10 protein-coding genes are annotated in these 14,168 nt (G+C 44.1%); 5 read left to right on the forward strand and 5 right to left on the reverse strand.

Annotation, left to right across the window (positions count from 1 at the left end):
* Positions 1 to 65 precede the first annotated feature (65 nt).
* Positions 66 to 914 (reverse strand): sulfurtransferase, encoded by an 849-nt coding sequence (locus L4D79_RS03500; protein ID WP_428647431.1) that lies wholly within the window; start codon positions 912 to 914, stop codon positions 66 to 68.
* A 218-nt stretch (positions 915 to 1,132) separates the two neighbouring features.
* Here L4D79_RS03500 and L4D79_RS03505 point away from each other — a divergent pair, with 218 nt between their 5' ends.
* Positions 1,133 to 2,125, forward strand: a complete 993-nt coding sequence (locus L4D79_RS03505) for a lipid A deacylase LpxR family protein (protein ID WP_428647434.1) — start codon at positions 1,133 to 1,135, stop codon at positions 2,123 to 2,125.
* Between the two features lie 103 nt (positions 2,126 to 2,228).
* On the opposite strand, the gene L4D79_RS03510 is transcribed toward L4D79_RS03505, so the two are convergent.
* Complete coding sequence (locus tag L4D79_RS03510; RefSeq protein WP_428647436.1) at positions 2,229 to 3,053, reverse strand: DUF5718 family protein; 825 nt, start codon at positions 3,051 to 3,053, stop codon at positions 2,229 to 2,231.
* Positions 3,054 to 3,389: 336 nt separating this feature from the next.
* Between L4D79_RS03510 and L4D79_RS03515 the strand changes: the two genes are divergently transcribed.
* Complete coding sequence (locus tag L4D79_RS03515) at positions 3,390 to 4,484, forward strand: S1 family peptidase (protein ID WP_428647439.1); 1,095 nt, start codon at positions 3,390 to 3,392, stop codon at positions 4,482 to 4,484.
* A 298-nt stretch (positions 4,485 to 4,782) separates the two neighbouring features.
* Positions 4,783 to 5,970, forward strand: a complete 1,188-nt coding sequence (locus tag L4D79_RS03520) for a S1 family peptidase (RefSeq protein WP_428647442.1) — start codon at positions 4,783 to 4,785, stop codon at positions 5,968 to 5,970.
* A 107-nt stretch (positions 5,971 to 6,077) separates the two neighbouring features.
* Here the strand turns inward: L4D79_RS03520 and L4D79_RS03525 are convergent, their stop codons facing one another.
* Positions 6,078 to 9,230: an efflux RND transporter permease subunit gene (locus L4D79_RS03525; protein ID WP_428647445.1), complete on the reverse strand. Its 3,153-nt coding sequence runs from the start codon at positions 9,228 to 9,230 to the stop codon at positions 6,078 to 6,080.
* Positions 9,231 to 9,232: 2 nt separating this feature from the next.
* Positions 9,233 to 10,354 (reverse strand): efflux RND transporter periplasmic adaptor subunit, encoded by a 1,122-nt coding sequence (locus L4D79_RS03530; RefSeq protein WP_428647447.1) that lies wholly within the window; start codon positions 10,352 to 10,354, stop codon positions 9,233 to 9,235.
* A gap of 336 nt (positions 10,355 to 10,690) precedes the next feature.
* On the opposite strand from L4D79_RS03530, the gene L4D79_RS03535 reads away from it, so the two are divergent.
* Complete coding sequence (locus tag L4D79_RS03535) at positions 10,691 to 11,644, forward strand: precorrin-2 dehydrogenase/sirohydrochlorin ferrochelatase family protein (protein ID WP_428647450.1); 954 nt, start codon at positions 10,691 to 10,693, stop codon at positions 11,642 to 11,644.
* 73 nt (positions 11,645 to 11,717) lie between these two features.
* Here L4D79_RS03535 and L4D79_RS03540 read toward each other — a convergent pair whose 3' ends face one another.
* Positions 11,718 to 12,197 carry a DUF1097 domain-containing protein gene (locus L4D79_RS03540; RefSeq protein ID WP_428647452.1) on the reverse strand — a complete coding sequence of 160 codons (480 nt, stop codon included), beginning with the start codon at positions 12,195 to 12,197 and terminating at the stop codon, positions 11,718 to 11,720.
* 377 nt (positions 12,198 to 12,574) lie between these two features.
* On the opposite strand from L4D79_RS03540, the gene nagZ reads away from it, so the two are divergent.
* Positions 12,575 to 13,579 carry a beta-N-acetylhexosaminidase gene (gene nagZ / locus L4D79_RS03545; protein ID WP_428647455.1) on the forward strand — a complete coding sequence of 335 codons (1,005 nt, stop codon included), beginning with the start codon at positions 12,575 to 12,577 and terminating at the stop codon, positions 13,577 to 13,579.
* Positions 13,580 to 14,168 lie beyond the last annotated feature (589 nt).

Consider the following 14,168-nt stretch of genomic DNA (forward strand, 5'->3'; position numbering starts at 1 on the left):
CGTTTCTCAGCCTTTTTGAAATGCAGACAGGCGAAGCTCCATGGAGCTTCGCCTGTCTTTTATATTTAAACAACCGGGTATTTATAGGTAGTCCCCCACTCGGTCCAAGAACCATCGTAGACCGTTAATTGCTTCCTACCCGAGAGTTCTGCTGCCAGAGCAAGAATACAAGCAGTGACCCCTGAGCCGCAGCTGAAAATCAACCTTTGCTCTGCATCACTGACGGCATCGAAACGCTGCTGTAACTGTTCTGCTGGCAAAAAATGCCCATCTTTGAGTAATTGCCCAAATGGCAAGCTCTTAGCACTTGGCATGTGACCACTTCTTACCCCTTGCCGTGGCTCTGGCTGGGTACCATAAAACCTTGCCGCTGCACGAGCATCCAGTACCTGAACATCCGGAGTATTAAGCTGCTTGAGCAACGTATCACCATCTATTACCCACTGCGACTGGTATTGTGCATTAAAGTCACCGACTGCCGGTGAAACAGGCTCGCCAGTCTCAAGACGGTTTCCCGCGACTTCCCAAGCTGGCAGTCCGCCATCTAGTACCGCAACATCATCATGCCCCATTGCGCGGAACATCCACCACACTCTAGGTGCAGAGAAAATACCTTGGCTATCATAAACCACAACTTGACTACTGCTTGAGACGCCCAACTTTTCAACCTCACGAGCAAAATGCGCTGGCTCAGGTAGCATATGAGGAAACGATGCCGCGGAATCCGCTATTTTCGTATCAAAGTCAAAATAGCGTGCACTCGGTATACGCTTTGCTAACCACTCGTTTTCAGCATTTCTCTCTGAACCGGGCAAAAACCAGCTTGCATCGAGTACGACCAGCTCGGGCTGAAACAGATTTTCGGCTAGCCAAGAAACCGAAACGAGGGGTGATGTTATTTTGAGCAACGACATTCCATTTCCTTATATTTTCGGATATTCACAAAGATTTACGCTTATTCTTTAAAACCACTAGCGATAAATCTCTTCCTTTCGATATGATGAAGAGATTAATGGATGAACGTGTATGTATGCAATGTTCTGTTTAACCGTATGTTATTACAAAAAATAAAAACACGCGTAGCGCATCCACTTTCTGACTTCATCCTGCTTGTTGTACCAAAGGATTACCAATGAAACAATTTTCACCTGTGTTTTTCGCCTGTCTTTCTGCTCTTGCTCCCAATGCATTCGCTTACAACGCGGGTAGCTTTTCTTTTTCCATGGACAATGACGGCATTGTCGGTACCGACCAGAACTACACCAATGGTATTTTTCTTGAGTACAATTCACCTTTTTCATCAAATTTAGCAGAAACCGCTCCAACGCCTATTCGCCAGATCAGTCAATACCTGCCACTTGAAGAAGGAACGAAACAAGGGTGGAGCTTAACGCTTGGGCAACAGATGTGGACACCTGAAGATATAGAGTCCATTGAACCACCAGAAAATGAACGTCCCTATGCCGGCCTACTCTTTTTAGAAGCCAGTGCCTATCAATACACACCTACCTTCGTCGATAAGTTCAGCTTGATGCTCGGAGTCGTTGGTCCCAACTCATTCGCTGAACAAGGTCAAAAGTTCATTCACGATATCGTTGGCTCCGATGAGCCTATGGGCTGGGATTACCAGATTGAGAATACCCTTGTCTTTAATCTCGGGTATCAAGGCCACAGATTGCTTACCCGTAATCAAGCTTATTTGATGGATGATTATGATTTTAGTGGTGTTGGAAGAATAAATGTTGGTAATTACCAAAGTGAAGTTGCTGTAGGTGGTGTTGCTCGCTGGGGTAATGATTTGGCTGGCAACTTTGGTACAACTGGGTTCTCACCAGGCAACTTCGTTGATATTGGCGTGCTATCTTCAAGCTGTTCTGGGTATTTTCTGTTTACCGGCATCGAAGGGCGTTACCGCTTCAACGATATTACGATTGAAGGTGACCGACCAAGTGAAGTACCCGATACTAACGTGGAACATTGGCAAGCAACAGCCGTTTTGGGTGGCGTGTACTATCAGCCGAAATGGGGAGTCAGCTTGAGTTTCTCAACCAACACACCAGAGTTTAAAGAAGATAAACACCGCTCAAATTCAAACGGCTCATTAGAATTGTTCTGGCGGCTATAAGCGCTCCCTAACTGAATTGCGTGCAGTTACACCAACAACCATTACGCTACCCTGTAACGTAAAAGTAGAAAAAGCACTGTTTTCACAGTGCTTTTTAATTAGCTTAAGCGACAGATTGAATCAAGGCCGAAATGCCCTGCTCTGCAAACGTCTGCTTTTCAGCCATCGCGGTTATCTCTTCCTGGCTGTAAACAGTGCCATCGTAAACGACCACCATACTGGTATCACCTGATTTCAAGAACGTCGTTTCACCAAACTCAGTATAACGAGTAGCACCAATACTGATCACCGCTTGTGACGGGTAATTGGCTTCGGCAAGAAATTCAGCAATGTTTTCTGTTGGACCAACATCTTGCTGATGATTCATACGATCAACAATCCAGTTCAATAGCTTTTCGTGGAAATAGCTATAACCGATTACAGGGCTGTCTTCACCGTAACGTGAGATGGTTTCGCCACGTTTATGAAAACTTGCAATGCGGTAATTATCCAACTTGCCACCTTCGCGAAGGTGATCAAGTGCAATAACTTGAGATGAAATCCCTTTGGTATTCACACCCCAGTTTTTCTTTTCACTGATCTTCTTTGCATTGGGTTTACGAATAGAACAGTCGTTATACGCTGCGAATGCATGCGGCTTAATGGCAACAACCCTATTGTCTTGATATTCAATATCACAAATTAACGCCACCTCTGGCTCGATTTGCAAGTTATCGGCGTCGTTAGGTGGAATAATCGTATCCGACGACAATGGGTACGTTGACAAAAAACCGGCCTTTTCTGATGGCACATAGAAAGGGAAAATCGCTTTAGGCTGTACTGCCTCTTTGACTTCTACCGCTAAGAAGTCTTTGTCTTCACCAGCCTGCTCCAAGTGACCGGCAAAATTGCCCGCAACACCAAAGCCAATGACGTGTTTGTAAGTCATACTCTGCAACTCTTTGTTATTACTAAATATCAGTCAGCAGTATAACGTGCTACTGCAACAATCACGATCAGAAGATCTCAAGGCTTTGCATTAGATCAATATTCAGTCGCAAGATATAAAACCCGAAAATGGCATTGACGAAACGAATAATTGGTAACCTTTGTCACATAAAGCATTTTTTTGACTGGAAATATTACTATTCACCTTTAACATAGCAGCTATAAAAACAATGTACATTTACTGATAAGAAGCATTGTTGGCCGATGTTTAATCATTCTCCCCATCATTTGGTGGCCAACTTAATTATTTAGCTTAAAAGAACAATAGAAGGACCTTATGAAGACCAAATATACACCTATTGCCGTCGCGTTGGCTTGCCTCTCCGTTGCACCTAGTTTCGCTGATGAAACAAGTATACAAACACGTGTATTGAACGGTGAAGAAGCAAGTAAGCTTTCATCTGATCTACTTTTGCCATGGCAAGCCGCTTTCCTTACTGAGCCACAACTGAACGACGGTACTTACATCACATCTGGCTGTGGAGCTGTTGTTATTAGTGATGTTTGGGCCGTTACAGCTGCACATTGCATTATCCCTGAAATGAGTAACACTCTGATAGTAGGGACCAACATCATAAAGAATAAAGCCCATACAGCTGATGACATTGACGAAAAGTATAAATTTACCATTACAGACAAAATCAAACATTATGGCTATAACGGTTATTTTGATTTAGACCACGATATAGCTTTATTGAAAGTGGATCGGTCAATGCTTGAAGTCGCAAAACCAATCAAAATAGCGACTCAGGAAGAGCAAGAGGCTGCCAATAACCAATTCGTTACCACTTGGAACGCCAGTGGATACTCGAAAGCTAATCTCATTGCTTCTGGGTGGGGTTATATGGAACCTGACTTTGACCAGCCTGATGAGTTAATGGTGGTCAAACTTGGCGGGATTCCAATGAGTGACTGTGACTATGGTGACTACCCGCTTAGCAACCAGTCGCATTTCGTATGTGCTGATAGTAATGCACCAGAGATTAAAAAAGACGTTTGCCGCGGTGATTCAGGCGGCCCACTCGTTTGGCAAGATCCATCCAGAGTGAATGACAGTGATTTTGGTCTTCGCGTCATTGGTGTAACAAGCAATGGACCTCTTTGCCACGAAAAAGAAGCTGGTAACCCTAACTCACAGCAAAATGGTCTATACACTGAGCTCGCCTCATACTATGACTGGATTCAAGTGAAAACAGGCTTAGATCTCGCATCGCAAAACTCCCCAACCTTCAGCGTTGACCCATTTGAAAAAGTCAGTGACCCTCAGAGTAAAGCGGGATCTAGTTCTAGCAGCTCAGGCGGTGGTAGCTTGCCTCTCTCCGGGTTATTCGGACTGGCTGCACTCGGTATGCTACGTCGCCGACTTCGCTAGTAAGAAAGTCATCAAGCGTTAGCTACCTGTGTTTACTTAAAATTTGATAATAGCAAAATCATGAATAGAGCCCCTCACCTCTTGGTGACAGGGGCTTTCTTTCACCTGTCCCATCTCACTCACCAATAAATACTGTTTCTAGCCATTACCTATTGAATCGATTGATAGTTACAAAAAAATATCAACCAAAGCAATTTTTTGATTGGATTGATAAATAAAATCGATTAATATACCCCGCATTAAAACAGCGTTCGATTAAGGATTATGTTTAACAATCCATAAAACAGATGGTTAAACCTTGAGCGAACGTCAAGTAGAACACAATCATATCCAGGATATTATGAAAAAAACATTAGCCTCAATCTCAATTGTAATGGCCTGTGCAACAAGTATGTCGGTATTGGCTGATAGCGCTCAAGTACAAACACGAGTGTTAAATGGCCAAGATGCAAGCAAACTTTCGGAAGAACTTTTACTACCTTGGCAAGCGGCTTGGTTGTCCGCTCCTCAATCACAGAATAATAACCTAGTAACATCGTGGTGTGGTGCTGTTGTGATTGATGACTACTGGCTTGTAACAGCAGCACACTGTGTTATCCCCGAAATGAGTGACCAAATTGTAGTCGGTACGCCTGTTATCCGTAACAAACAAGGTGATGCGGATAACATTGATGACAAATATCTATTTAGAATTAATATCGAAGAATCAGTAGTTCATCCTAACTATGATGCCGGCTCTGAGTACGAGCTCAGAGCAGATAATGATATTGCACTGATTAAAGTCGATCGCTCTATGTCAGATGTTGCAAAACCAATTCGTATTGCAACCCCTCAAGAACAGAAAGATATCAATTTAGAATTCGAACAAACTTGGAACCCAACGGGTTACTCCGAAGCTAACCTAATTGCTTCTGGCTGGGGTTACCATGAACCTGATTTTGACCAGCCAAATAACTTGATGGTTGTAAAACTTGGCGGTATACCTATGGATAAATGTAACACCAGTTATAAGCTAGGTGAAAACTCTCATTTTGTTTGTGCCGATAGTAATACCCCTGAGATAAAAAAAGACGTTTGTAAGGGGGATTCTGGTGGACCACTTGTTTGGCAAAACCCTACTCATGCTAACGATCCAGATTTCGGGCTGCGTGTTATTGGTGTCGTCAGTAATGGCCCTCTGTGTCGTCTGAAAGAAAACGGACATCCAAACGCTCAAACAAATGGCCTCTACACTGAACTATCTAGCTATTACAACTGGATCGAAGCAAAGACGGGTTTGACTTTAAATGAGGTTCAAACTTCAACTTTCAATGTCGATCCATTTGAGAAAGTTAAAGAAGACAAGCCTGATGGCAAAGAAGGTAACGGCGGTACCAACCAAACGGGTAACGGCGGTACAAAAGGCGGCTCAGGCGGTGGTAGCCTACCACTATCAGGATTGATCAGCTTGTCGGCCCTCGCCCTTCTCCGCCGTAAAACTTACTAATCGGTTATTGACAGAACAGCTTAAATTGTCAGAGCTGAAGCCATAAAAAAAGCTCCCTTGATGGGAGCTTTTTAGTTTGAGCTTCACTCTGAATTCACAGCGATGCGTTATTCTTCATCCAGTGGAATCAACTTGGTTGAACCACCGTGGAATTTCTCACGACGACGCTGTACCAATCCGAAGAAACCAGGGATCAGGAAGGTACCTGCCAACAGTACGCACAATAGACCACCGGTTAGTGAAATACCTAGCGAGTTCTGGCTGATATGACCTGCACCATTGGCGAAGATCAGAGGCAGAATACCCAAGATAAACGACCAAGACGTCATGTTTACCGCACGGAAACGTAGCTTACCACCACGAACCGCCGCCTGCTCGATATCCAGCTCTTTCTCTTCACGCTCAATCTTGGCAAATTCTACAATCAATATGGCGTTCTTCGCCGCCAGTGCGATCAAGAGAACCAAACCGATCTGAGCATACAGGTTCAACGGTGTCCCCGTCATTGCCAGTGCCAAGAATGAACCCAATGTCGCAACAGGTACAACAAGGATGATAGCTAGCGGAATACTCCAGCTCTCGTACTGCGCCACCATGAATAGGTAGATAAATACAAGTGCTAGTGCAAAGGCGTAAATAGCTTGGTTACCCGCTTTAACTTCTTGGTAAGCCATACCTGTCCACTCATACTGATAGCCTTGAGGTAGGACTTCAGCAGCAACACGCTCCATCGCTGCGATTGCATCACCACTTGAATAACCCGGTGCAGGGCTACCTTGGATAACCGCTGAGCGATACATGTTGTAACGCCAAGCTACATCAGGTTCAAATACTTGCTCTACCGATGTAATAGTACTTAGCGGGATCATATCACCTGAAGAAGAACGCACATGGAACCGCTGAAGCGCATCTAAACTATCACGGTAGTCACTGTCAGCCTGCACAGTTACACGGAAGTTCTTACCGTATAGTGTGAAGTCATTTACATACATTGAACCCAGGTTACCCTGTAGCGTCTGGAAAATTTCCGTCAGCGGGATACCGAGTTGCTTCGCTTTCACTCGGTCAACATCAATGTAGTAGTGAGGTACGTTGGCGCGGAAAGTACTGAAGGTAAACTGGATTTCTGGCTGTTGGTTTGCAGCCTGAATCATTTCACCCATGACATTCGCCAAGTCTGTACGGCTTCGTCCCAAAGTATCTTCAAGTACGAACTCAAAACCATCCGCGGCGCCCATACCCGGTACCGCTGGTGCACCCATTGCAAAGACAATTGCTTCAGGAAGCTCCATCGCAGCTCGGCCATTCACACGGTTCGAGATAGCAAAGGATGAATGATCGCCTTCCATTGCATTACGCTCATCCCAATCTTTCAACTTAATGAACAGAGATGCACCGTTTGACGCTGCTGCACCGGTAAGGAATGCGTAACCGTTTGCGACGGTAATACCTTCAATACCTGGCTCATCAGCAAGGATAGCCTGTAGCTTTTCAGTTGTTTCTTCAGTTCGAGACAGAGAAGCGGAGTCTGGAAGCTGAACGTTAACCAGCAAGATACCCTTATCTTCAGTCGGTACAAATGCTGTTGACGTCGTTTTCGATAGAAAAGTAACGGCACCGACAGCCAGTACAAAGAAGGTAACAAGTAACGCTGTTTTACGAACCATAAAGCCAGCGATAGCACCGTACTTCAACGTCACCTTCTCAAGGCCACGGTTAAAGATTTCGAACCAACGAGCAGTGTTGCCACCACCTTGTTTAAGCACTAACGAACACAGTGCAGGCGAAAGCGTCAATGCGTTGATCGACGAGATCACTACCGAAATACAGATCGTCAGGGCAAACTGGCGATACATAATACCGGTAATACCCGGTAGCATGGCGACAGGAACGAATACCGCAAGAAGTACCAACGTTGATGTAACAATTGGGCCGGTCACTTCCTTCATCGCAATCAGCGTTGCTTTGGCTGGGCTAAGGCTCGGATCCCGTTTCATGTTGGTATCGACCTGCTCGATGACCAGAATGGCATCATCCACCACGATACCGATTGCCAAAATCAGACCGAACAGAGTTACCGTATTAATGGTAAAACCAGCAGCCAGCATGATGGCAAATGTACCGATAAGCGATACGGGAATAGCAACAACTGGGATCAATGTCGAACGAACACTGCCAAGGAACATATAAGTTACAGCAATTACCAACAAGATAGCTTGGATAAGCGTAACAACTACACCTTTAATAGACTCAGCAACAAACAACGTTGTATCGTAACTGGTCTCATATTCCATACCCTCAGGGAAGTCTTTACTCAGATTTTCCAGCAAATCCATTACCGCCTGACCACTTTCCAATGCGTTAGCATCAGACTGTAGGTTAAGTGCAACAATCGAAGCTGGCTGGCCACGGAACATACCGTTACCACTGTAGAACTTCTTACCTAGCTCAACGCGAGCAACATCTTTCAGGTATACTATTGACCCATCATTGTTCGCTCGAAGTACGACATCCTCGAACTCTTCAACAGTTTGTAGTCGACCTTTGGTAACCAGGTTAAACTGAACTTCTTGCGGGTTATTGTATGGTGCGGCACCGACTTGACCAGCGGCAACCTGAACGTTCTGCTCAGACAGTGCAGCATTGACGTCAGACGTAGTCAGCTTAAGGTTGGCCATTTTCTCAGGGTTTAACCAAACACGCATTGCGTATTCGCCACCACCAATAACGTTAACCTCACTGATGCCCGTCACTCGTGCCAGCTGATCTTTAACATTAAGGTTAATGTAGTTGATCAGGAACTGGTCATCATAACGACCTTCTGGTGAATAGAAGTTCAGAACCATCAATAAGTCTGGCGAACGCTTCTTAACCGTTACCCCTACCATACGCACTTCGGCTGGCAGTTTAGACTCAATCTGAGCCACACGGTTTTGAACGTTTACCTGAGCCATATCTGGGTCGGTACCAATATCAAAGGTCACGTTCAGGCTGTACGAACCATCGTTCGCACTTTTTGAAGACATGTAAATCATGTTTTCAACGCCGTTCACTGACGCTTCAATCGGGTCGGCAATTGCTTCTTCTACTGTTTCCGCACTTGCTCCTGAATAGAAAGCCGTCACGCCGACTGATGGCGGACTGATTTTAGGATATTCCGCCACAGGCAGGTTCAGGACTGCAATCGCCCCCGCCAGCGTTAGAATAATTGATATGACCAGCGCAAACTTAGGGCGCTGGATAAAAAAGCGACTTAGCATGATTACTCTTGCGCCCCTGTTTCTTCAAGTCGTACTGTTACACCATTACGTACACGCTGAAGACCTTTAGTCATAACAACATCTTCACTGCTAATACCCTCAGCGATGATGATGCCATGCTCAGTTTGAGGTCCTAGAACCACATTACGGCGCTCAGCAACATTTTCATCAGCCAATACCATAACAAAGTCACCTTCCAAGTCACTTTGAACAGCACGACGCGGGATCACGATACGTTTTACAGGCTCTTTTTCACGCAAGAATACTTGAACATGTTGACCTGGAAGCAAGGATTGCTCCGGGTTGGCAAAACTTGCACGCATGGCAATCGTACCCGTTTGAAGGTCAATACGGTTACCAATGAAATCAACCGTACCTAGCTCACTGTATTCTTTTCCATTTGTCAGAGTAAGAACAACTTCTACATCCCCCTGCCCCTCACCGGCACCGTCAAGGCTATCAATACCAAGGTTCAAGCGCTCGCGCTCGCTCACATTAAAAGAAGCTTGGATCGGGTCTAAGCTAACTAGCGTCGTCAATACGCCAGAGCTTGGTGAGACAAGATCACCGATACTGGCCTTGCTATCACTGATACGGCCAGTAAATGGTGCGGTGATTTTTGTAAATGACAAGTCAACTTGCGCTGATTTCAACTGTGCATTCGCCGCTTTAAGTTGGGCTTCTGCACTCAGTTTTTCTGCTGTTAGGCGGTCATATTCAGATTGGCTAATACTGCCTTTCGGCAACAGGTTTTGACCACGTTTCCAGTCCAGTTCAGCACGCTTTAGCGTAGCATCTGCTTGAGCGATAGCAGCAGATGCACTTGCAACTCGCGCTTCATAGGCCGCAGGTTCAATTTCAAACAGCACCTGCCCTTTTTCAACAACCTCACCTTCATTGAACGAACGCGCTTTAAGGTAGCCTGAGACTTGAGCGGTGATAGCCACATCCTCGATCGCTTCAGTTCTTCCTACAAACTGTTTCCCCTGTTGATAATCAATCACAGTTACTGGTTGTACCGCGACTAGAGGAGCCATTCCCCCAGCTGGACCAGACAACTTATCGCCACAACCAACAAGCAGGCTAGAGCTTATCAGTGTCGCAATCATAAGTTTTTTATTCATATTGCCGACCATCTTAAATTTATGTAAAAAGTACGCTTAAAGTTTGTTATATTCAATCACGAAAATTATCCACAAACGAATTATCATTCTGCTTAAATTTGAGTGACTTGAAGGTTATTTAAGGCTTCAAAAAAAACTATCATTATAGTTCGCATAAACTAGCATTATGCCTTTAATCCAAGCTGAACAATCATGAGTAATGAAACATTTTCACCAAGTAAGTGTTTCAAATTATTTCAAACCTTTTAATTCTGTGTTTTCATAGTAACTAGAAAAAGATATCACGACAAGTCATAGACTTAGCGCCAGAGTATATACCTATAAAGAATATCAAATATGGACTATTTCCCGATTTTTCTCTCTGTAAAACAGAAAAAAGTAACAGTTATTGGCGGTGGTGAAGTCGCTTGCAGAAAAGTGGACTTACTTCGCAAAGCAGGTGCAACCATTACCGTTATCTCACCTAAGATCCACAACTACTTAGCATCATTAGTAAACAGCGGACATATTCATTGGAAAAATAAGTGTTACGAAAAATGTGATCTCGAAGGTAGTTATCAAGTTTGGGCCACAACTAACAGCCCATCATTGAATCACCAAGTCCACCAGGATGCGACAGACTTGAGTATCTGGATTAATGTTGTCGACGATAAAGACTATTGTGACTTCATCACCCCATCCATGGTAGATAGAAGCCCGATTCAAGTTGCCGTATCCAGTGGTGGCGCTTCACCTGTTTTGGTTCGCTACCTAAGGGAAAAACTGGAAACCCAGCTGCCTCATAATTTGTCACTATTAGCTAGCTATGCTGGTGAACAACGAGAACGCATAAAGCAGCACTTTTCAACGGTTGATGAAAGACGTAAATTCTGGGAGTTATTTTTCCGTCATTCGGCTGTAGAGCAAGCTCAAACAATCGATGAGCTAGAGCAAGTCTTTGTCAGACTGCTCAATCATGATGCTAAAGTGCAAGGAGCATTGTATTTGATAGAAACGGGTACGGACACCGAGCTACTCACCTTGAAAGCATTACGCTTGATGCAACAAGCAGAGTTCGTACTTTACCCGGGGTGCCCACTTTCGTTAGATGGCGCTGATGATACCTTTGTCGATTTATGTCGAAGGGACGCCGATCGCGAGTCATATAGCGAGGAATCAATAAAAGCACAAGTACAACATCAGCTTAATCAAGGGTTAAGGGTTTGTGTTCTCGCACCTAAGGATCAAACAGATAACCTTCTGAAAGCACTGGAAGAAGACTTCAAGGGTCTCTATGTGCCTTGTCTTTAGCCTTTCAAAGCATACAAAAAAGCCGCAATTCAGGTTGCGGCTTTTTCTTCAATTCAATATCGCTACTTTACGTTTACTCTGCTGGTGCAAGAGTTCCCTCTGGTTTTACCAGCTTCTGTTGTAACCACAAACCTGAAGCTTTCATTGAATAACCAAAAATAATACCTAGAACCAGCGATGGAACGACAAGCTGCCAATCTCCACCAGCTGCAAATGTGGCACAAGAGCCAATAAAGGTGCCCGGAATGAAACTAAGCCATGCTTGTTTTGCTTGAAAGCACATAAAGAAAGCAACGACGGCCGTAATAACATAGCCGATGATCTCAATGCCCACCTCAGTAGAAAGATGGATGATCACCATTGCCCAGAATACGCCACTCATCGTTGTAGCCAAGCTGAGTAACAAGCCCTTTACACCATCTTTAGGGGAAGCGAAGTATGCCGTACAACCGAGGAAACCAGCCCAGCTTAACAATCCGAGGGATACAGCAACCCAACCCCAAATTCCCGATAGGATTCCGGTAGTAATAGCAATTGCGACCAAAGTTGACATCTTTCACTTTCCTAATTGGACAATTAAGGAAACAGTGTAAATGACAACACCTTGTATTAAAGTGCGACCCATCACACTTTCAGTGCAACACATTAACAATGAATTACACCGCACATTAACCCCACCAACTAATTACTTTAAAAACATATAGTTAGTAAAGACAAGTAATTTAAGGCTCTTTTTGTGAAAACCATTACACAACAAAGTGTTTCCTAGGGTGAACAATGGCGCTCTCCACATTTTGTCAAATAGCCTCATCCCATTGCCAACATTTAGTTAAATCTTTCTATAATTAAGCGTGTTCGTTATGGTATTTCTGCAATATAAGGCATAATTATCTGGTTGTTATTATTAGATATATTCCGTAAGGAGAATTCATGGGCCCTCTGATGCTTGATGTGGCTGGCTATGAGCTAGATGCAGAAGATCGCGAGATCATTCAACACCCGACCGTCGGCGGAATAATTTTTTTCGCACGAAACTATCATGATCGTGAGCAACTGCGCGCGCTGACCAAAGATATTCGCAATACAGCGAAGCGCCCTCTTCTTATTGCCGTGGATCAAGAAGGTGGCCGTGTACAACGTTTCCGTGAGGAGTTCACATTGCTCCCCCCCGCAAAAGCTTTTGCTGAAAGCCTTGAAGGTAAAAGCTTGGCTTATGATGGTGGTTGGCTAATGGCTGCTGAGTTACTTGCAATGGATATAGACCTGAGCCTTGCCCCTGTTTTGGATCTCGGATTTGACTGTAAGGCGATTGGTGATAGAGCTTTCTCTGATGATCCCCAGCAGGTAATTCAATATGCATCCGAATTTATTAAGGGTATGAAACTGGCAGGAATGGCTGCAACAGGAAAACACTTTCCCGGCCATGGTGGCGTTATCGCTGACTCACACCTCGAGACCCCTATCGATTCGCGCGATACGATTAAGCAACATGACATGACGGTATTTCAGTCTTTGATCGATAACAACCTGCTCGATGCAATGATGCCAGCCCATGTGGTCTTTGATCATTATGATTCATCACCAGCGAGTGGATCTGAATACTGGCTAAAACAAGTTCTCCGTGAGGAGATGGGCTTCAAAGGTATCGTATTTTCTGATGACTTAAATATGAAAGGCGCCGATATGCTTGGCAGCTACAGTGAAAGGGCAGTTGCTGCCCAGCGTGCAGGCTGTGACATGGTGATGCTTTGTAATAACCGTGAAGGCGCTATCGAGGCTCTGGATGGATTACCTCAGACACAGGTTCATTCCTTGGAGTCACTATGTAAAAAGCCAACTGGTGAATATAGAGACTTGATTAAAACATCAAAGTGGAAAGAAACAGAAAAACGTATCACCCACCTGCGTAATGAGTGGCTGGAAAAACAAGCTTAACTCGCGGTTTATTCAAAACAAAAATCGCCCAGAATATTCATACCAAACGGATAACAGAATATTCTATGGGCGATTTTGCTTTATGTCGCTAATTCTAATAATCAGCGCTCAGTACTGGTACAACGTAAAATCCAGCAGATCACTCAAAAAAGATATCGTTTATAAAGAGTTTCGAGAGTGATCAACGTCCTTGGTACATTTCTTTTTTTCGTTGTAGATAATGTAGAAACCACCAATGATAAAGGCAATAACCAGTAATGTTTCCATAGTCACTTAAACCTATGATTTTCAATAATGTGTGAATACGTTTAGCACCGAAATGCTGCCTGTAAGTCTAAAGATTACCACTAAAATTAGAAGCAATTTTTAGACTGGGGACAAGATACCCCAACAGAGCAAAAAATGCACTAAAAAGTTTGCATAATATTCGTGCTAGTAACTCGGCAGCACAAACTTTTCAATCCAACAATGGCCTACCACTTATATTTAAAACAATAACTTAGGCCATATATAACTATATCAAAATGCATTTCACTCATTTCTCATCAATTATTTGATGAACTAATGAATATTCTGCGGTGAAAGGAAT

It is taken from the genome of Photobacterium satsumensis (genome assembly GCF_050336935.1).
GTDB lineage: Bacteria > Pseudomonadota > Gammaproteobacteria > Enterobacterales > Vibrionaceae > Photobacterium > Photobacterium satsumensis.